Raw genomic sequence first — 19,318 nt, 5'->3', positions numbered from 1 at the left:
ATGCTGGCCTATTTTTTATCTAAAACTATAGAAAACTATTTAAGAGAGTTGTGAATCAGGAACTCTTCTTCAACACCTTTCAGTTTCATCTCATCCATAATGAAGTTCACAGTGTTCAGCAAACGTTGCTCACCTTTAGGAATGAGGTAACCGAATTGGCTGTTGGTAAATGGTGTTTCACAGCGAGCTGCTTCAAGGCGTTCGTCCGTCACTTGGTAGAATAGGCCTTCCGGAGTTTCAGTCACCATTACATCAACTTTGCCTTCCGCAACGGCTTGCGGTACATCTAAGTTGTTTTCGTAGCGAGTGAAGCTTGCATTCTGTAAATGAGCATCTGCAAACATCTCGTTAGTGCCACCGATATTTACGCCAACACGGACCGAAGATAGATTCACTTTCTCGATGCTGTTGTACTGTTCTGCTTTACCTTTAGCGACTAAGAAACACTTACCAAAGGTCATGTAGCCTTGAGTTTGTTCTGCGTTTAGCTGACGCTGCATTTTACGTGTAATGCCTCCCATCGCGATGTCGTATTTATCGTCGTCTAGGTCGGTCAGCAGATCTTTCCATGTGGTACGAACAATCTTCAATTCAACGCCTAATTGCTCCGCGATGTGCTGTGCAACATCGATATCGTAGCCAGAGTAGCTTTTACCATCAAAGTAAGAAAATGGCTTGTAGTCGCCAGTGGTGCCCACACGAAGGGTACCGGATTTTTGAATGTCTTCTAACTGGTCAGCTTGTGCGACACCAGAAAGTGCCAGAGCAATGGAAGCAAGTAATAGTGATGTTTTTTTCATTGTAATTATCTGTTGTGTTTGTGTTGTTAATCAAAGTAACAGAAACAATCCGAGAAAGAGATCAAACCATTGGAAAGGTTGGAAAATAAGATAAAACGAGGGGAGGAGATAGGCATTCCTATGGTTTGTGAGCATTAATCGAGATGCGTTTCATATTCTAATTTGATAAAGCGAAGGTAAATAACAAGCCCATGTTATTGAATAACATGGGCTTCATTTTGGTTTAACTTGTTAGCTGTTTAGCTGTTTAGCTGTTTAGCTATTTAGCAACTGACTCGTTGTTCATCTTAGCCGGAGCTTTAGATGCGTTAACCAGAAGGATACCAACGGTTAGTACCATCGAACCACATAGTAGGAACAATAAGCGTCCTGTTGGTTCGTTTGGAATCAGAGCCATTGCGAGGATACCGAAACCTGCCGTGCTGATAAGCTTACCAAGCATTGAACGCTGTTTAGTATCTAGGTTCTGCTGCTCTTCACCTTCCGCTACTAACGGCGTGTTCCAGTTAGTGAATAGTTGGTCAACTTCTTTCTCACGCTCTGGCGTTAGGCCTTTGTAGAAGCGAGACGTTAGGATGAAGTAACCACCCGTGAACACTACGTGAGCCGCTAGGCTTAGACCAACTTTCAAGTCGCTCCATTCACGGCCAGTCAGTGCTGTTTCTAGACCAAATAGGTTCTCGATGTCTTCTGCTTGAAGCGAAATACCGAAGATGTAAGAAACGAAACCACCAACCACTAGAGTAGACCAACCAGCCCAGTCTGGCGTCTTACGAATCCACATACCAAGTAGTACAGGGATAAGCATTGGGAAGCCAATCAATGCACCAACATTCATTACGATGTCGAATAGGCTCAAGTGACGCAGAGAGTTGATGAACAAACCAATCGAGATAATGATGATACCCATCATGATGGTTGTTAGCTTACTTACAATAACCAGCTCTTTTTGTGTCGCGTTTTTACGAACAATAGGGCTGTAGAAGTTCATCACGAAGATACCAGCGTTACGGTTCAAACCTGAATCCATAGAAGACATCGTTGCAGCGAACATTGCAGACATTAGAAGACCAACCATACCTGCAGGCATTACGTTTTGTACGAATGCTAGGTAAGCAGCATCACCCGCTTTATCGCCCATTGATGCGTATTGATCCGCAAACTCAGGCATGAATGCACTTACGTACCAAGGTGGTAGGAACCAAATTAGAGGGCCAACAACCATAAGGATACATGCTAGGCCTGCCGCTTTACGTGCGTTTTCACTGTCTTTTGCACATAGGTAACGGTAAGCATTGATGCTGTTGTTCATTACACCGAACTGCTTCACGAAGATGAATACAACCCAAAGGATGAAGATGCTCATGTAGTTTAGGTTGTTACCTAACATGAAGTCGCCGTCGAAGTTAGCAACGATGTTAGTTAAGCCGCCACCGTGGAAGTAAGCTGCTACCGCACAAGTGATTGTCACGGCCATGATTACAAGCATTTGCATGAAGTCAGAAGCAACAACCGCCCAAGAGCCGCCCGTTACCGCCATCAATACTAGAACCATACCCGTTACCACAATGGTAGCTTCCATTGGGATATTGAATACCGCTGCTACAAAGATAGCTAGACCGTTTAGCCAGATACCTGCAGAGATAAGGCTGTCCGGCATACCTGCCCATGTGAAGAACTGTTCAGACGTTTTACCAAAGCGCTGACGAATAGCTTCGATCGCCGTTACCACACGAAGTTGGCGGAACTTTGGAGCGAAGTACATATAGTTCATGAAGTAGCCAAAAGCATTGGCTAAGAATAGGATTACAATAACGAAACCGTCATTGAACGCGCGTCCTGCGGCACCTGTAAACGTCCATGCTGAAAACTGTGTCATGAAGGCAGTTGCACCAACCATCCACCACAACATTTTGCCGCCCCCTCTAAAGTAATCACTTGTTGAGGTGGTGAACTTACGGAACATCCAACCAATCGCGATTAAAAAGAAGAAGTAGGCGAGAACAACAAAAGTATCAATAGTCATCTTTTCAGCCTTTTAAATATCATAATTAACTGGGCTTAGATTAACGCGTACAAAGGTTTATTTGTACTACAATATGTCTTTAGTATGATCTAGGTCGCATTGATTTTTTCTTTAAGATTAACGGTTTAATTAAGTTGTTGTTTTTAATGGTTTTAATTAACATCTAATTTTGGTTTTGTTTGATGTTTAACGACCCGATAAATGTACATATGTATTACAATATAAACCAAAAACCAATAACAAAGGTCACCCATAAGATTTTAGTTATAACCGTAACAAATGTGCTACAAATGAGCCCAATTTTGCGACAGCTCTCATAATTAAAATTACGAAATAATTATCAACCATCACGTGGTTAACGCAGAGGTAGCTTGTTGTTTTTAAGTGCTTATTTGATTCTTATGAGCTGGAGCACCGCCCATAGTTTCTTTTGATTTCAATATCAGTGAAGGTAAGTAGTATTTTATTCGAATAGTACTCTTAAAATGCAAGCTGGCTACTCATTTGAGAGTTGGGGCCTACCAATAGTGAATTAAAGTGGTCAATAAGTAGGGGGAAGTGGTGGAGCGCTTAGGAGAAAGTTAAAGTGGTTCGTGGTGAATTAGATGTAGCGTGGTGAATTAGATGTAGATAGGTTTGTACGACAAAAGCTAGGGGCTTTAGCATATATTAGCGCTTGAGTGTAAATGACCATACCAACGCCTAGTGGGAGCGGTAAGCTAAAGCGTAGACAACAAAAAGCCCCACCGAAGTGAGGCTTTATCAGCAAATCTAAAACAGATTAAGCGTTAACGTGTTCAACTGCATCACGTACTAGTTTGCCTAGCTCGTCCCATTTACCTTCGTCGATAAGGTTAGTTGGAACCATCCAAGTACCGCCACACGCAAGTACAGAAGGGATAGATAGGTATTCGTCTACATTCTTCAAGCTCACGCCACCAGTGGGCATGAATTTAACAGGGTAAACCGCAGTTAGTGCTTTAAGCATGCCAGTACCGCCTGAAGGCTCAGCCGGGAAGAACTTCAACGTACGAAGACCCATTGCCATTGCTTGCTCAACTAGGCTTGGGTTGTTAACACCTGGTACGATCGCAACACCTTTGTCGATGCAGTATTGAACTGTACGAGGGTTGAAACCTGGGCTAACGATGAAATCAACACCAGCTTCGATAGATGCGTCAACTTGCTCGTTAGTCAGTACAGTACCTGAACCGATTAGCATGTCTGGGAATTCTTTACGCATGATGCGAATCGCTTCGATTGCACATTCTGTACGTAGTGTGATTTCTGCACATGGCATGCCGTTTTCAACGAGTGCTTTGCCTAGGGGGATAGCATCTTCAGCACGGTTGATCGCGATTACAGGGATTACTTTCAGGTTTGCTAGTTGTTCATTTAATGTAGTCATGAATTCTTTCTCACGTTAATTGTGGGCTTGCTTAAAAAGCAAGCCCTTGATTAATATACAAAGTATCTAATTATAGAGACAGATCAGGCGTCGCTTCTAGCGGAATAATCGCACCTGGATGCTGAATTACGGTTCCTGCCACAATATGACCAGCAAACGCTGCATCACGAGCATTGCCACCGCTCAAGCGTTTAGCAAGGAAACCTGCGCTGAACGAGTCTCCAGCCGCTGTCGTGTCAACGATGTTGTCTACTGGGTTTGGTGCAACGTATTGAGCGCCCTGGCTTTCAACAACTAAACAGTCTTTTGCACCGCGCTTAATGATGATCTCTTTCACACCAGACTCAGACGTACGTGCAATGCACTGTTCAATGCTTTCGTCGCCGTACAACTCTTGCTCATCATCGAACGTAAGCAGTGCTGTATCTGTGTACTTAAGCATTTTTAAGTACCAAGAAATCGCTTCTTGTTGGCTTTCCCAAAGCTTTGGACGGTAGTTATTGTCGAAGAATACTTGGCCGCCTTGCGCTTTAAATTTGTCTAAGAAGGTGAATAGCTGTGTACGTCCATGCTCTGTCAGGATAGCTAGCGTAATACCACTTAGGTAAACCGCATCAAAAGAGAATAGCTTATCAAGCAGAGCTGGAGTGTCTTCTTGGTCAAACATGAATTTTGCAGCAGCATCACTACGCCAGTAATGGAAGCTACGTTCACCAGTTTCATCGGTTTCGATGTAATAAAGCCCTGGCTGTTTGTGATCAAGTCGAGCAATTAAACTAATATCAATACCTTCTGATTGCCACTTTTCTAACATGTCAGTACTGAATGGGTCAGTACCTAATGCCGTAACATAGCTGGTGTTGATATCTTGCTCTTTAGTTAAGCGTGACAGGTAAAGTGCTGTATTTAGTGTATCGCCACCAAAACTTTGCTTAAGCCCGTCTTGTTTCTTTTGTAGCTCAACCATGCACTCGCCAATGACCGCGATGTTTAATGATTTCATATGCTTACCTTAGCAACTGAGGTTGCGCTATTCATTATTTTAGGAAATCTTCACGCGCAGGGTTGAAGATATCAAGAAGGATGCTGTCTTGCTCTAGAGCAACCGCACCGTGCATCATGTGTTTACGAGCAAAGTAAGCATCGCCTTCTTTAAGCACTTTCTTTTCGCCTTCGATTTCAGCTTCGAAACTACCACGAACTACGTAACCGATTTGGTCGTGAATCTCATGAGTATGAGGGTGGCCAATCGCGCCTTTATCAAAACATAGATGAACAGCCATAAGATCGTCAGTATAAGCAACGATTTTACGCTTAATGCCGCCGCCAAGTTCTTCCCATGGGTTTTCATCTAGAATAAAGAAAGAGTTCATTGTGTATCTCCTAATCTGTTTAAATCTTTTAAGTGTTACTTAACTGTGTTCATCATAAGGGAATGACTTCAATTGTAATACAATATATCTAAAATTGTGTGATACTGATCAAGTGATACTTTATATAGCCTAAATAAATCAACAACTTAACAAACGCCTATTATTCACCATTCACTATCTACATCAATGACTTACAGTGATTTATGTGATTCTACTCATCATTTCGCACTGAATAGCTATAATTAAAGCTCATATTGTATTACTTTATATGGAGTTTGAAAATTTAATCAAAGTTTAAGCAGATAAACTCTTTATTGAGGGTGACAAAGAATATGACGACTAAACCAGTATTGTTGACTGAAGCTGAAATAGAGCAACTTCACCTTGAAGTAGGCCGTTCTAGCTTAATGGGTAAAACCATTGCAGCGAACGCGAAAGACCTAGAAGCGTTCATGCGCTTACCTATTGATGTTCCTGGTCATGGAGAAGCGGGTGGTTATGAACACAACCGCCATAAGCAAAACTACACGTACATGAATTTAGCTGGTCGCATGTTCTTGATCACTAAAGAGCAAAAGTACGCTGACTTTGTTACAGAATTACTAGAAGAGTACGCAGACAAATACCTAACGTTTGATTTCCACGTACAGAAAAACACTAACCCTACCGGTCGTTTGTTCCACCAAATCTTGAACGAACACTGCTGGTTAATGTTCTCAAGCTTGGCTTACTCTTGTATTGCTTCAACATTGACACAAGAGCAACGTGACAACATTGAGTCTCGTATCTTCGAACCAATGCTAGAAATGTTCACAGTGAAATACGCACATGACTTTGACCGAATCCACAACCATGGTATTTGGGCTGTAGCCGCTGTAGGTATCTGCGGTCTTGCTCTTGGTAAGCGTGAGTACCTTGAAATGTCAGTCTACGGCATTGACCGTAACGACACTGGCGGTTTCTTAGCGCAAATCTCTCAACTGTTTGCACCTTCTGGCTACTACATGGAAGGTCCTTACTACCACCGTTACGCGATTCGCCCAACTTGTGTATTCGCGGAAGTGATTCACCGTCATATGCCTGAAGTGGATATCTACAACTACAAAGGTGGTGTGATTGGTAACACGGTACAAGCGATGCTGGCGACAGCGTACCCGAACGGTGAATTCCCAGCTCTGAACGATGCATCTCGCACAATGGGCATTACAGACATGGGTGTTCAGGTGGCAGTGAGCGTTTACAGCAAACATTACTCATCTGAAAACGGCGTTGACCAAAATATTCTTGGTATGGCGAAGATTCAAGACGCAGTTTGGATGCACCCATGTGGTCTTGAGCTATCTAAAGCTTATGAAGCGGCGTCTGCTGAGCAAGAAATTGGCATGCCTTTCTGGCCAAGTGTTGAATTGAACGAAGGTCCTGAAGGCCACAACGGCGCACAAGGCTTTATCCGTATGCAGGATAAGAAAGGCGACGTTTCTCAGTTAGTGATGAACTACGGTCAACACGGCATGGGTCACGGCAACTTCGATACGCTGGGTATTTCTTTCTTCAACCGCGGTCAAGAAGTGCTACGTGAATACGGTTTCTGTCGTTGGGTTAACGTGGAGCCAAAATTTGGCGGCCGCTACCTAGATGAAAACAAATCTTACGCTCGTCAAACGATTGCTCACAACGCAGTAACGATTGATGAAAAATGCCAGAACAACTTTGATGTTGAACGTGCAGACGCCGTACACGGCTTACCACACTTCTTCAAAGTAGAAGACGAGCAAATCAACGGGATGAGTGCGTTTGCTAACGATCACTACCAAGGTTTTGACATGCAACGCAGCGTGTTCATGCTAAATCTTGAAGAGTTGGAATCTCCGCTACTATTGGATCTTTACCGTTTAGATTCTGAGAAAGGTGGCGAAGGCGAACACCAATACGATTACTCGCACCAATATGCCGGTCAGATTGTTCGTACTAACTTTGAATACCAAGCGAACAAAGAGTTGAACACGCTGGGTAGTGACTTCGGTTACCAACACCTATGGAACGTAGCAAGCGGTGATGTGGATGGCACGGCACTTGTGAGCTGGCTACAAAACAACACCTACTACACATGGTTAGGTGCAACGTCTAACGACAATGCTGAAGTTATCTTTACTCGCACTGGCGCGAATGACCCAAGCTTCAACCTACGCTCAGAGCCTGCTTTCATTCTACGTAGCAAGGGTGAAACAACACTGTTCACTTCTGTTCTAGAAACGCACGGTTACTTCAACGAAGAGTTCGAGCAATCAGTCAATGCTCGCGGCGTTGTGAAAAACATCAAGGTTGTCGCGCATACAAATGTGGGTTCAGTCATCGAAATCAGCACAGAGAAATCAAACGTGACAGTGATGATCAGCAACCAACTTGGCGCGACTGACAGCACAGAACACAAGGTAGAACTGAACGGCAAAGTATACAGCTGGACAGGCTTCTACTCAGTAGAGACAACTCTACAAGAAACAAATTCAGAAGAACTTAGCACTGCAGAGCAGGGGAAATAATAATGAGCTATCAACCACTTTTACTTAACTTTGATGAAGCAGCAGAGCTTCGTAAAGAACTTGGCAAGGATAGCCTTTTAGGTAACGCACTGACTCGTGATATTAAACAAACTGACGCTTACATGGCTGAAGTTGGCATTGAAGTACCAGGTCACGGTGAAGGCGGCGGTTACGAGCACAACCGTCATAAGCAAAACTACATCCACATGGATCTAGCGGGTCGTTTGTTCCTTATCACTGAGGAATCGAAGTACCGTGATTACATCGTAGATATGCTAACTGCGTACGCGAAGGTTTACCCAACGTTAGAGAGCAACACAAGCCGTGACACTAACCCGCCGGGTAAGATCTTCCACCAAACATTGAATGAAAACATGTGGATGTTGTACGCTTCGTGTGCGTATAGCTGTGTTTACCACACGATTTCTGAAGATCAAAAAACACTGATCGAAAACGACTTGTTTAAGCAGATGATCGACCTATTCGTCGTGACTTACGGTCATGACTTCGACATCGTACACAACCACGGTCTATGGGCTGTGGCTGCGGTAGGTATCTGTGGTTACGCGATCAACGACCAAGAGTCAGTAGACAAAGCACTGTACGGCTTAAAACTGGACAAAGTAAGCGGCGGTTTCTTAGCGCAACTTGATCAACTGTTCTCGCCAGACGGCTACTACATGGAAGGTCCGTACTACCACCGTTTCTCTCTGCGTCCAATCTACCTATTCGCAGAAGCGATTGAACGTCGTCAACCAGAGGTCGGTATTTACCAATTTAACGATTCAGTGATCAAGACAACCTCTTACTCTGTATTCAAAACAGCCTTCCCAGACGGCACATTGCCAGCTCTGAATGATTCATCGAAGACGATCTCTATCAACGATGAAGGCGTGATCATGGCGACGTCTGTGTGTTACCACCGTTACGAGCAGACTGAAACTCTGCTTGGTATGGCTGCTCACCAACAAGACGTTTGGGTTCATGCTTCTGGTAAAACACTGTCTGATGCGGTTGATGCAGCAGACGACATCAAAGCATTCAATTGGGGTAGCCTGTTTGTAACGGATGGCCCTGAAGGTGAAAAAGGCGGCGTAAGCATTCTTCGTCACCGTGACGAGAAAGATGGCGACCCTAAGACCGCAGATACCATGGCGTTGATCTGGTTTGGTCAACACGGTTCTGATCACCAGTACCACTCTGCGTTAGACCACGGTCACTACGACGGCCTGCATCTAAGCGTATTCAACCGTGGCCACGAAGTGCTGCACGATTACGGCTTTGGTCGCTGGGTAAACGTTGAGCCTAAGTTTGGCGGTCGTTACATTCCAGAGAACAAGTCTTACTGTAAGCAGACAGTTGCCCACAACACAGTAACGGTTGATCAGAAAACACAAAACAACTTCAACACAGCATTGGCTGAGTCTAAGTTTGGTCAGAAGCATTTCTTCGTAGCAGGCGACCAGTCTCTACAAGGTATGAGCGGCACGATTTCTGAATACTACACTGGCGTAGACATGCAACGCAGCGTGATTCTTGCTGAGCTTCCTGAGTTCGAGAAGCCGCTAGTGATTGATGTTTACCGCATCGAAGCTGACGCAGAGCATCAGTACGACTTACCTGTTCACCACTCAGGTCAAATCATCCGTACTGACTTCGATTACGACATGGAAAAAACGCTTAAGCCATTAGGTGAAGACAACGGTTACCAACACCTATGGAACGTGGCTTCAGGCAAAGTGAACGAAGAAGGTTCTCTAGTAAGCTGGCTACATGACAGCAGCTACTACAGCCTAGTAGCCAGCGCTAATGCGGGCAGCGAAGTTATCTTTGCTCGCACTGGTGCTAACGATCCAGACTTCAACCTTAAGAGTGAGCCTGCGTTCATCTTACGTCAGTCTGGTCAAAACCATGTGTTTGCTTCTGTATTGGAAACACACGGTTACTTTAACGAGTCTATCGAAGCCTCTGTAGGCGCTCGTGGTCTGGTTAAATCGGTGTCTGTTGTTGGTCATAACAGTGTCGGGACTGTTGTGCGCATTCAAACGACATCTGGCAACACTTACCACTACGGTATTTCAAACCAAGCTGAAGACGCGCAGCAAGCAACTCACACTGTTGAGTTTGCTGGTGAGACATACTCGTGGGAAGGATCATTTGCTCAACTGTAAATGATCAACATATATCGTTTAATGACGGTATGTGCTGATGTGGTGCTTTGCGGGAACGAAGTGCCACGTCATGTTCGGTTGGAAGGGTGCTCGCATCTAAATAACTGAACGAAACTAATGTCGATGACAAAGAATATCGGAAATAAGTCAAACCGAGTAACTCGTTGCGAGTTGCTCGGTTTTTTTATGTCTGTGATTTGAGAGTCACTCTTTCACGCGTACTGGAATTGACCGTGGGTAATTAGAGTGGCTCGAAGATAACAAGAGTAGGCCGAAGATAACCAGAGTGGACTAGAGTTTAGATTGGAGATTAATCGACAAGGGAATCAAGTATGAAAGGATTAATGGCGGTATTGGTGATTTCAAGCGCTGCTTATGTCAATGCGGAAACCGTAGTTAAGAACAGCACCAAGGAATTCGTACGCTATCAATATCAAGACAAAATCAGTTATGGGAAGTTAGATAAAGGCGATGTGTTACCTATCAGCGGTGACATCTTCGGTGAGTATGCAGTCGCAAAAACCTCGATTCCTCTTGAGTCTGTCGAAGTATTATTGCCTATCAAGCCTGAAAAGGTGTTTGCGGTAGGGATGAACTTCGCCAGTCACCTAGCATCACCTGCCGATGCGCCGCCCCCTATGTTTCTTAAACTTCCTTCTTCTTTAATCCTGACAGGCGAAGTGATTCAAATGCCACCTAAAGCGAAGAACGTCCACTTTGAAGGAGAGCTGGTGGTCGTGATTGGTAAGGAGCTTAGCCGAGCCAATGAAGAAGAAGCCGAACAAGCGATCTTTGGTGTCACTGTGGGTAACGATATTACAGAAAGAAGCTGGCAAGGCACGGATTTACAATGGTTACGAGCGAAAGCATCCGACGGCTTTGGGCCGATTGGTAATAAGATTGTTCGTGGCATCGATTATAACAAGGTGCAACTGACCACTCGTGTTAACGGAGAGGTTGTGCAACAAGAAAGTACCTCGTTCATGATCCACAAGCCTCGAAAAGTGGTTAGCTACTTGAGTCACTATTTTACCCTTAAGCCGGGCGATCTTATTTTTATGGGCACACCGGGCAGAACGTTTGCGCTATCCGATAGAGACAAAGTGAGTGTTACCATTGAAGGGGTAGGGACGGTCGTTAATGAAGTGCGCTTCTAAGCGTGAGTTTGTCCGCAACACCTCAACAAACAAAAGCCTACTCTGTGAGTAGGCTTTGATCTTAGCTAACCGTCAATTTGACGTTGTTTTATTATTTAGATGAGGGCTTTTCGAGCTTTGGCAGCCAACCATTCTGAGAAGACAACCGTCACGAGAATCGCACAGAAAATCACAGTCACTTGAGGCCATGCCAGCATCGCCATTGACTCTTGCAGTTTCAAACCGATGCCGCCTGCGCCTACTAATCCTAATACTGTAGATTCCCGAATGTTGATGTCCCAACGGAACAAGCTCGTGCCGATAAAGCTTGGCATCACTTGAGGAAGAATGCCGTAGTTCAACACTTGCAGCGGAGATGCACCCGTCGATTGAATCGCTGACATTTGTGTTGCGTTCACTTCTTCAATTGCTTCGTACATCAACTTAGCCACGAAACCAATCGAGCGTAGGGCAATCGCGATAATACCCGCCAACAAGCCTGGGCCGATGATCGCCACTAACAGAAGAGCCCAAATTAACGAGTTAATTGAACGGCTTGCCGCGATGATAAAGAGCGCAATAGGTCTGATAAACGTCATGCTTGGTGTCGTGTTACGTGCCGCTAAGAACGCAACCGGAAACGCCAGTAGGATCCCCAACAATGTGCCAAGTGTCGCGATGTTAATGGTGTCCCACAACGGGCTCCAAAGTGAATCTAAGTAGCTCCATCTCGGTGGCCACATACGTGAAGATATGTCAGCAAGTTGATTCGGTGAGTCAGTCACAAAGTACCAAATCGTATCCTTGTTCATGACTTGCCATGCAAAAACGGTCAAAGCAACAAAGCAAAGCCAGCCAATCCAAAGCATCAGACTCTGTTTACTGTCGTAACGCTGCCATTGGGTACGATTCATGGCGATTGAAGGTGTGTCATTTAGCGTGCTCATTGGTCGTTCCTTACTGCACATGCTTACGGATGATGGTCGATAGATATTCACACAACATCACGATCACGATAATAATCAATAGAATAGCGGCTGCGGCGCTGTACTCGTAGCGGTCCATTGCTGTATTCAACGTTGCGCCAATACCACCTGCGCCAACAATGCCAATCACGGCAGACTCACGGAAGTTGATGTCGAGTCGGTACATCGAAAGGCCTATAAAGCGGGGCATCACCTGCGCTTGAATGGCATAGTTCACTTGTTGTAGCCAGCTTGCGCCAGTCGCACGCATTGCAGTGAGAGGGGCTGGGTCAATGGCTTCGATTTCATCAGCAAACAGTTTTGCAAGAAAGCCGATGGTCGCGAAGGTTAGCGTGACAAAACCAGCAAAGGTGCCAAAGCCAAATAGCGCAACACATAAAATAGCGACGATGATCTCTTGTAAGCTTCGGGCTATAGAAATGAATCCACGACAAAATAGGTAGATTGGCGTTGGTGCTAAGTTCTTTGCTGCACCAAGCCCAAATGGAATAGAAAGAATCACACCAGCGACCGTTGAGGTAAGTGTCATGGTCAAACTTTCAATCAAGCCTTGATATATGTTGTCCCAGCGTCCGCTGAAATCTGGGTTCATGAAGGCCATAATGAACTGTAAACCACGCTCGCTACCTTCGTAGATACGAGCCCAATTGACATCAACTGATTGTGTCGCTAGGTACAAGTAAACCGCGACTACGATGATCAAGCTCCAACGTAACCATGGGCTTGAAATCAAAGATGGCTTTGTCCACTGTTTTGGGTATTGAAGTGCTTGTTCTGATTGCGCTGAACCATGCTTAGAATATGGCTGAATCATACTGTTGCCTCAGCCAAGCTAGGCCCGGTGATGATTAGATCATCGTCGTCTTGTTCTGTTTGTTGGCTCCAATCTTCTTCACCGTAGATCTGTGTTAATACGTCTTCAGTCAGCAGGTTTGGTTTGTCGTCAAAGACAACGCAACCTGCGTTCAAACCAACAACGCGATCCACAAACTGTTTGGCTAACTGCACATCGTGAATATTGATGATGGCTGGAAGTTGTTGCTCAGAACAAATTTCGCTAATCAAGCGCATGATTTGGCGTGCCGTACGTGGATCAAGTGCCGCTGTTGGTTCGTCAATCAAGAGTAACTTGGGTTTCTGAGCGAGTGCTCGGGCAATACCAACACGTTGACGCTGACCACCCGACAGAGCGTCAGCTCTCTTATTTGCGTGTTCCAATAACCCCACACGATCGAGTAGGGCATAGGCTGCTTGGATATCCGACTCTGGAAAGCGGCGAGTGAAGCTTTGCCAGAAATTCACATACCCTAAACGGCCTGAAAGCACGTTTTCCATTACCGTTAAACGTTCAATCAGCGCGTACTCTTGGAAGATCATCCCAATCTCGCGGCGTGATTGTCTTAGTTGGCGCTTGGAAAGCGTTTCTAGATTGGTATTGGAAAAGATTACTTCGCCGCTGGTGGGTTCGGTGAGCCGGTTAATACAACGAATAAGCGTTGATTTTCCGGCACCAGATGGGCCAATCAATCCAACCACTTCGCCGGCATTCACCGACAAGCTAACGTTGGTCAAGGCTTTATCAGAACTGGAGTAGTGCTTGGTAAGCCCTTTTAGGGTAAGAGTAGACATAGTATTCCTATAAGACCGGTGTACTAAGCGTTCGCCTGAGGCTGAAATGGGAAGTAAACCGCTGAAAGTGGTGAGTAACTGCAGGCACATGTACCTGCAGCTAGTTTTAGTGTGTGTTACGGGTTTATCTGTGTGGTACTGGTTTAGCGTTTGAGTCGTTTAGCTACAGGTGTAAGACACTTTGTTTGCTGTATCGATAGTGCGAATGACTTCCCAATGCTCTTGGTAAGTGATTGGAACAAACTTCGCTTCGCCGTTACGCTCAAATTCTTCTTGAAGCTTTGTGCCTTCCCAGTCGAAAGTGAAGAAGGCTTTTTGAATCTTCTCTTGCAGCTCTGGCGTTAGGTTATGCGCTGTGCCGTAAGCCGTTGTTGGGAAGGTTTGAGACTTGTAGATGCTCTTGATTTGATCTTCTTTCACCACTTCGCGTGAAAGCATGCGGTTCAATACTGAGTTCGCTACCGCTGCTGCATCGTAGTCTTTGTGCGCCACACCTAATATAGAGTTGTCGTGCGCACCAGAGAATGCAGGTTTGAAATCACGGTCAGGTTGAAGTTGGTATTCCGCGTCCAAAATTGCAGAAGGTGCTTTAAAGCCAGAGTTCGATGTTTGTGATGTGAACGCTAAATTTTTACCTTTTAGATCTTCCACGTTTTCAATACCAGAACCCGGATGAGTGATGATTTCCATTTCGTAACCGAAAGAGCCATCTTCCGCGGCCATCATGGTGAATGGGGCAAAGCCTGCGCAGTTAACCGCTAGTGGTGTAGAACCTGTGTTGAAACCTGCGATATGCAGACGACCTGAACGCATAGCTTCGATTTGAGCTGCGTTATTTTGAACAGGAAAGAAACGAACCGTCTTTTCCGTTGTTTTTTCAAGGTGGCTCAAAAACTCGCTCCACACATCAGCGTATACTGCTGGATCTTCAACTGGTGTATAAGCAAAAATTAGCGTGTTTGGATCAACCCATTGCGATTCGTCTTGAGGAATATCCGCGACCAAGTTGCCAGTACGATCTTCGTATCGTGTATCCATTGCTAATGCAGAACCAGAAAAAATCAGCGCAGCAGTAATAGCGCTTTTAAGCGTAAGATTCGTTTTTGTCGGTTTCATTATTTCAGTCCAATTGAGTGATTTGTTGGGGAGGGAGTATAGAAATCGAGGATGACAGAACCGATGCGTTTTGATGACGGATTCATGAATGGTGTAACATATTATTTCGGAGTGACTGAATTTGGACACTTTCTAAGTGTTTGATTGGTTGAGTAAAATAGTAGGCTATTATGGTTTGAGATTTTACTTAATTGGCGATAGGTTGAAATACTGTTATAGTGATCCTTAAATAATACATAAACATAACATATAAAATAAGTGAACTTATGGTTAGCAGTTTTAATTCAATTTCGGGCTCGAAGCGCAGCCTGCACGTTCAAGTAGCGCGTGAGATAGCTCGTGGGATCTTGTCTGGCGATCTGCCTCAAGGTTCTATTATTCCTGGTGAAATAGCGTTGTGTGAACAGTTTGGTATCAGCCGAACGGCGCTTCGTGAAGCTGTTAAGCTTTTGACTTCTAAAGGCTTGTTAGAGTCTCGCCCAAAAATTGGTACTCGCGTAGTCGACCGTGCGTACTGGAACTTTCTTGATCCTCAACTGATTGAATGGATGGACGGCCTAACCGACATAGACCAATTCTGTTCTCAGTTCTTAGGCCTTCGTCGTGCGATTGAACCAGAGGCATGTGCATTGGCAGCAAGATTTGCAACTGCTGAGCAACGTATCGAGCTTTCAGAAATCTTCCAAAAGATGGTAGAAGTGGATGCTGCTGAAGTATTTGACCAAGAAAGTTGGACAAACATCGACATTCGTTTCCACAGCTTGATCTTCAATGCGACTGGTAACGATTTTTACCTGCCATTCGGTAACATCCTGACGACCATGTTCATGAACTTCATCGTGCACTCTTCTGAAGAGGGCAGCACATGTATCAATGAACACCGTAGAATTTATGAAGCGATCATGGCTGGCGACAGTGAAAAAGCGCGTTCAATGTCAGCGGCGCACCTTCAAGATGCTAACCACCGCTTGGCGACTGCAAGCTAAAGACGGTGTTTGGTTCGATTTGAAACATGAGTAGATTCAAATTAACCCTTGATAAGCTAGACAACGTTTTATAAGTCTAGAGAAAGTTAAAAAGGTATGCCAAGAGCATACCTTTTTTGTTATTTGTGCTTGATGTGTGCAAAGCACCCTAAGAACATTCAGCGGCCTGCTTTTGTTTCTGTTTTTTCTTCATTTTTAATGTTGAATAAACTGAGAATATAGCCAAAACAATGAACGCAAGGGCGATAGGGCGTTCATAGAGGAAAGACCAACTGCCGTCGTACATCAGTAGAGATTTTCTTAGGTTTGTTTCCGCCATGGGGCCAAGAATGATCGCAAGCAGTATTGGTGAAGACGGAATATCGAGTTTGGTTAGAACAAACCCTAACAACCCAAAACCAATCGCAATACCAACATCGAACATTGAATTGTTGATGGCGTAGGCACCTACAATTGACAAGAATACAATAATTGGGATCATGATTATTTTGGGTACTTCGATGATTCGGCAAAAGAAGCGAATCCCGAGCAAACCAATAACTAGCATTACAAGGTTAGCGACTAACATTGAGCTGAATACCCCGTAAACGACTTCTGGGTTTTGAGCGAAGAGCAGTGGTCCAGGTGTTAAACCTTGAACGATCAATGCACCAAGTAATACCGCCGCTACCGCATCTCCGGGTACGCCTAATGTAAGTAATGGAACGAGTGAGCCGCCCGTTACACCGTTGTTTCCGGCTTCAGCTGAAGCCAACCCTCTGACTGAGCCTTTTCCGAATTCTTCAGGGTTCTTAGATGACCGCTTAGCTTCGTTATAACAAACAAACGCTGATATATCCGCGCCCGCTCCTGGTACCGAGCCAATAGTTGTGCCCATCAAGCCACTTTTAACGGCTGTGGGTAACATCTCTTTTAAATCACCTTTACTGAGTAGTTTGTGATCGAATTTTGGTGGTGCGACTTTCTTTTCAGAAAAGAGCTTTTCCAATTGATTTAACGCTTCAGATAAGGCGAATAGGCCAATCAATACAGGAATGACATTGATACCACTGTATAGATCCATGATGTCAAAAGTGAACCTAGGAACACTGCTGATTGGGTCAAGCCCTACTGTTGAAACCAAAAGACCGATCGTTCCCGCTAAAAGCCCTTTAAAAATGTTGTTTGATGACACGCTCGCGATAATCGTTAACCCGAAAAGTGCGAGAGCAAAATATTCGGGAGCGTTAAAACGAAGCGCAAAAGTCGCGAGTTTAGGAGCAATGGCGATAAGCACAATCGTACTTAACAAGCCGCCAATGAATGAAGCTACTGCAGATATGCTAAGTGCTCTGGCTGCTTGCCCTTTAGCCGCCATCGTGTGTCCATCAAGGACACTTGCTGCTGAAGCCGGTGTCCCAGGGGTTTTCAATAATATAGCTGCAATTGAGCCGCCATATATACCACCGATATAGACCCCAATGAGCATGACCAGTGCTGATGTCGGTTCCATACCAAAAGTAAAAGGTAAAAGTATTGCAACCCCCATTGTGGCGGTTAAACCGGGTAGTGCGCCAAGGATGACGCCACCGAGAACGCCAAAAACGAGTACGGGTAAAACGGCAAAGCTCACAGCAGTCGCAAGACCATCGCCTAGATATTCAAACATACGCTCTCCTATGACCAACTAGCTTCGGGAAGGGCAATGTAGAACACTTCACCAAACAGATAATAAACAGCAATAACGAATGTGACTGCGATAAGGTAATAAATCGGCTTTTTTACTTTGAAGTAAACAAGGTAGAAGATGAACGCGATCAAACTCGCATAAAGGTATCCAGCAACATTGATAAGTAGGGCATAGCCGATCAGAAATCCGATACCAAATATCGACATTTTAGTGACCATTGCTTCTTGCTTTTCTGTGGCACCTTTAAGCTTGTGTTGGACTATCAAGACGATACATATTGCGATTTGAGCAATCACAATCATCATCGGAAAGAATTTCGCATCGACGCTAGCGTCCTGATACATAGGTCGGTCAAACTGAGTAATGAGAGCGAGCGCTATACCGCTAAGGACAATCATTATGGAAGGGAAGATGATGTTCCGATTTAAGTTTGAATTAGACATAGAATTTACCCCTAAAAAGTAAAACAAGGGAAAGGCACAAATCGATAAAAAAGGCACAACTTAAAGAAGTTGTGCCATTGGATGAATCTTATTTAATTAATGCAGTTAGTGATTTCGTATCTTCTGCAACGAACTCAGTGAAAGCTTTATCATCTAAGTTGTGAATGGTCATTGCACCTTTTGCCATGAAAGACTTGAACTCTTCACTCGCCATTGCTTCGTCGAATGCTTTACCCAGTTTTTCAACGACTTCGTCAGGTGTATTTTTTGGAGCACCTATGCCGCGCCATGTTCCTGTCACAACATCGATACCTTGCTCTTTTAATGTCGGTACGTCTGGGATGTATTGAATACGCTCTTCAGACATCACACCAAGTGCTTTTAATTGGCCCGAACGAAGCTGTGCAATTGCTTCGCCAGGGGTAACCATTGTGACGTCGGTGTGGTTACCAAGTACCGCAGGAATTGCTTCAGATGCACCATTGTAAGGAATGGCATTAAGTTTAATGTTTTGGTCTTTCTCTAACGACATTAAGTAAAAGTTCGGCGCAGCTGTTGAAGCAAATTTCACGCTTCCAGGGTTGTCACGTGCTTCTTTAATTAAATCATTAATTGTGTTGTATGGGCTGTCTTTTGCAACCAATACGACCGCTGGGTCGAGGTTCACTAAGCGAATGAGCCTAAAGTCGTCTGCTGTATGGCGCATCAACCCCATTTGAGGAAGCGAAGCGATTTCACGTGTTACTACCGTTAATGTGTATCCATCAGCACGCTGTTGAGCACCGAAGCTCATGCCCACAGCTCCAGCTCCGCCTGTGCGGTTCATGATAGAAATGTTTTGGCCCAATACGTCTTTAGCGCTATTAGCTAACGTACGACCAACGGCATCTGTACCACCACCTGCACCAAAGGGAACAACTAGGCGAATGTTTTTACTTGGGTAATCGGCTGCGACTGAGGTGGCTGAAACGAGGATACCTGCTGCCAACATTATTGATTTCAATAGCTTACTCATAATAAATGCCTTTTGATTCT

General features: G+C 44.7%; 16 protein-coding genes. 4 read left to right on the top strand and 12 right to left on the bottom strand.

The window, feature by feature from the left end:
• Positions 1 to 35 precede the first annotated feature (35 nt).
• From OH460_RS13005 to OH460_RS12985, 5 genes are all read right to left on the bottom strand, one after another.
• Positions 36 to 800 carry a transporter substrate-binding domain-containing protein gene (locus OH460_RS13005; RefSeq protein WP_116871926.1) on the bottom strand — a complete coding sequence of 255 codons (765 nt, stop codon included), beginning with the start codon at positions 798 to 800 and terminating at the stop codon, positions 36 to 38.
• A 259-nt stretch (positions 801 to 1,059) separates the two neighbouring features.
• Complete coding sequence (locus OH460_RS13000) at positions 1,060 to 2,826, bottom strand: sodium:solute symporter family transporter (RefSeq protein WP_061032724.1); 1,767 nt, start codon at positions 2,824 to 2,826, stop codon at positions 1,060 to 1,062.
• Between the two features lie 781 nt (positions 2,827 to 3,607).
• On the bottom strand, positions 3,608 to 4,234 hold the full coding sequence (locus OH460_RS12995; protein ID WP_269997659.1) for a bifunctional 4-hydroxy-2-oxoglutarate aldolase/2-dehydro-3-deoxy-phosphogluconate aldolase: 627 nt from the start codon (positions 4,232 to 4,234) through the stop codon (positions 3,608 to 3,610).
• A 70-nt stretch (positions 4,235 to 4,304) separates the two neighbouring features.
• Positions 4,305 to 5,237 (bottom strand): sugar kinase, encoded by a 933-nt coding sequence (locus tag OH460_RS12990; RefSeq protein WP_269997657.1) that lies wholly within the window; start codon positions 5,235 to 5,237, stop codon positions 4,305 to 4,307.
• Between the two features lie 34 nt (positions 5,238 to 5,271).
• A complete protein-coding gene (locus OH460_RS12985) occupies positions 5,272 to 5,607 on the bottom strand; it encodes a cupin domain-containing protein (protein ID WP_009846518.1) in 336 nt (111 codons plus the stop codon).
• A gap of 332 nt (positions 5,608 to 5,939) precedes the next feature.
• Between OH460_RS12985 and OH460_RS12980 the strand changes: the two genes are divergently transcribed.
• The 3 genes from OH460_RS12980 (at position 5,940) to OH460_RS12970 (ending at position 11,475) form a co-directional block, all read left to right on the top strand.
• Positions 5,940 to 8,147, top strand: a complete 2,208-nt coding sequence (locus OH460_RS12980; RefSeq protein ID WP_029405321.1) for a heparinase II/III domain-containing protein — start codon at positions 5,940 to 5,942, stop codon at positions 8,145 to 8,147.
• Between the two features lie 2 nt (positions 8,148 to 8,149).
• Positions 8,150 to 10,318, top strand: a complete 2,169-nt coding sequence (locus OH460_RS12975; RefSeq protein WP_269997652.1) for a heparinase II/III domain-containing protein — start codon at positions 8,150 to 8,152, stop codon at positions 10,316 to 10,318.
• A gap of 332 nt (positions 10,319 to 10,650) precedes the next feature.
• Complete coding sequence (locus OH460_RS12970; protein WP_443088682.1) at positions 10,651 to 11,475, top strand: fumarylacetoacetate hydrolase family protein; 825 nt, start codon at positions 10,651 to 10,653, stop codon at positions 11,473 to 11,475.
• Between the two features lie 95 nt (positions 11,476 to 11,570).
• On the opposite strand, the gene phnE (OH460_RS12965) is transcribed toward OH460_RS12970, so the two are convergent.
• The 4 genes from phnE (OH460_RS12965) to phnD form a co-directional block, all read right to left on the bottom strand.
• Entirely contained in the window at positions 11,571 to 12,401 is an 831-nt protein-coding gene (gene phnE / locus OH460_RS12965) for a phosphonate ABC transporter, permease protein PhnE (RefSeq protein ID WP_269997650.1), read from the bottom strand.
• A gap of 10 nt (positions 12,402 to 12,411) precedes the next feature.
• Complete coding sequence (gene phnE / locus OH460_RS12960; protein WP_269997648.1) at positions 12,412 to 13,254, bottom strand: phosphonate ABC transporter, permease protein PhnE; 843 nt, start codon at positions 13,252 to 13,254, stop codon at positions 12,412 to 12,414.
• Positions 13,251 to 14,069, bottom strand: coding sequence for a phosphonate ABC transporter ATP-binding protein (gene phnC, locus OH460_RS12955; RefSeq protein ID WP_269997646.1), 819 nt, complete (start codon positions 14,067 to 14,069; stop codon positions 13,251 to 13,253). Before phnC ends, phnE (OH460_RS12960) begins: the two co-directional genes overlap by 4 nt.
• A gap of 159 nt (positions 14,070 to 14,228) precedes the next feature.
• Positions 14,229 to 15,185, bottom strand: coding sequence for a phosphate/phosphite/phosphonate ABC transporter substrate-binding protein (gene phnD / locus OH460_RS12950; protein ID WP_171730818.1), 957 nt, complete (start codon positions 15,183 to 15,185; stop codon positions 14,229 to 14,231).
• Positions 15,186 to 15,451: 266 nt separating this feature from the next.
• Between phnD and OH460_RS12945 the strand changes: the two genes are divergently transcribed.
• Positions 15,452 to 16,171, top strand: a complete 720-nt coding sequence (locus tag OH460_RS12945; protein WP_269997643.1) for a FadR/GntR family transcriptional regulator — start codon at positions 15,452 to 15,454, stop codon at positions 16,169 to 16,171.
• Positions 16,172 to 16,319: 148 nt separating this feature from the next.
• On the opposite strand, the gene OH460_RS12940 is transcribed toward OH460_RS12945, so the two are convergent.
• The 3 genes from OH460_RS12940 to OH460_RS12930 all read right to left on the bottom strand — a co-directional run bounded on the left by OH460_RS12940 (position 16,320) and on the right by OH460_RS12930 (position 19,298).
• Positions 16,320 to 17,819, bottom strand: a complete 1,500-nt coding sequence (locus OH460_RS12940) for a tripartite tricarboxylate transporter permease (protein ID WP_269997641.1) — start codon at positions 17,817 to 17,819, stop codon at positions 16,320 to 16,322.
• 8 nt (positions 17,820 to 17,827) lie between these two features.
• Positions 17,828 to 18,283 (bottom strand): tripartite tricarboxylate transporter TctB family protein, encoded by a 456-nt coding sequence (locus tag OH460_RS12935; protein ID WP_269997640.1) that lies wholly within the window; start codon positions 18,281 to 18,283, stop codon positions 17,828 to 17,830.
• A gap of 88 nt (positions 18,284 to 18,371) precedes the next feature.
• Positions 18,372 to 19,298, bottom strand: a complete 927-nt coding sequence (locus OH460_RS12930) for a tripartite tricarboxylate transporter substrate binding protein (RefSeq protein ID WP_269997639.1) — start codon at positions 19,296 to 19,298, stop codon at positions 18,372 to 18,374.
• Positions 19,299 to 19,318: the final 20 nt, after the last annotated feature.

The sequence above is a fragment of the Vibrio sp. Makdt genome, assembly GCF_027587015.1.
In the GTDB taxonomy this organism is placed as follows: Bacteria; Pseudomonadota; Gammaproteobacteria; order Enterobacterales; family Vibrionaceae; genus Vibrio; species Vibrio chagasii_B.
The sequence above is the reverse complement of the archived record's forward strand: the minus strand, read 5'-3'. Positions and strand labels throughout refer to the sequence as shown.

Bases quoted from the DNA above. Each gene is read 5' to 3' on its own strand.
- phnE (WP_269997650.1), bottom strand. From the start codon at position 12,401: ATGAGCACGCTAAATGACACACCTTCAATCGCCATGAATCGTACCCAA.
- phnE (WP_269997648.1), bottom strand. From the start codon at position 13,254: ATGATTCAGCCATATTCTAAGCATGGTTCAGCGCAATCAGAACAAGCA.
- OH460_RS12940 (WP_269997641.1), bottom strand. From the start codon at position 17,819: ATGTTTGAATATCTAGGCGATGGTCTTGCGACTGCTGTGAGCTTTGCC.
- OH460_RS12975 (WP_269997652.1), top strand. From the start codon at position 8,150: ATGAGCTATCAACCACTTTTACTTAACTTTGATGAAGCAGCAGAGCTT.
- OH460_RS12985 (WP_009846518.1), bottom strand. From the start codon at position 5,607: ATGAACTCTTTCTTTATTCTAGATGAAAACCCATGGGAAGAACTTGGC.
- phnC (WP_269997646.1), bottom strand. From the start codon at position 14,069: ATGTCTACTCTTACCCTAAAAGGGCTTACCAAGCACTACTCCAGTTCT.
- phnD (WP_171730818.1), bottom strand. From the start codon at position 15,185: ATGAAACCGACAAAAACGAATCTTACGCTTAAAAGCGCTATTACTGCT.
- OH460_RS12995 (WP_269997659.1), bottom strand. From the start codon at position 4,234: ATGACTACATTAAATGAACAACTAGCAAACCTGAAAGTAATCCCTGTA.
- OH460_RS12930 (WP_269997639.1), bottom strand. From the start codon at position 19,298: ATGAGTAAGCTATTGAAATCAATAATGTTGGCAGCAGGTATCCTCGTT.
- OH460_RS12990 (WP_269997657.1), bottom strand. From the start codon at position 5,237: ATGAAATCATTAAACATCGCGGTCATTGGCGAGTGCATGGTTGAGCTA.
- OH460_RS12935 (WP_269997640.1), bottom strand. From the start codon at position 18,283: ATGTCTAATTCAAACTTAAATCGGAACATCATCTTCCCTTCCATAATG.
- OH460_RS12945 (WP_269997643.1), top strand. From the start codon at position 15,452: ATGGTTAGCAGTTTTAATTCAATTTCGGGCTCGAAGCGCAGCCTGCAC.
- OH460_RS13000 (WP_061032724.1), bottom strand. From the start codon at position 2,826: ATGACTATTGATACTTTTGTTGTTCTCGCCTACTTCTTCTTTTTAATC.
- OH460_RS12980 (WP_029405321.1), top strand. From the start codon at position 5,940: ATGACGACTAAACCAGTATTGTTGACTGAAGCTGAAATAGAGCAACTT.
- OH460_RS12970 (WP_443088682.1), top strand. From the start codon at position 10,651: ATGAAAGGATTAATGGCGGTATTGGTGATTTCAAGCGCTGCTTATGTC.
- OH460_RS13005 (WP_116871926.1), bottom strand. From the start codon at position 800: ATGAAAAAAACATCACTATTACTTGCTTCCATTGCTCTGGCACTTTCT.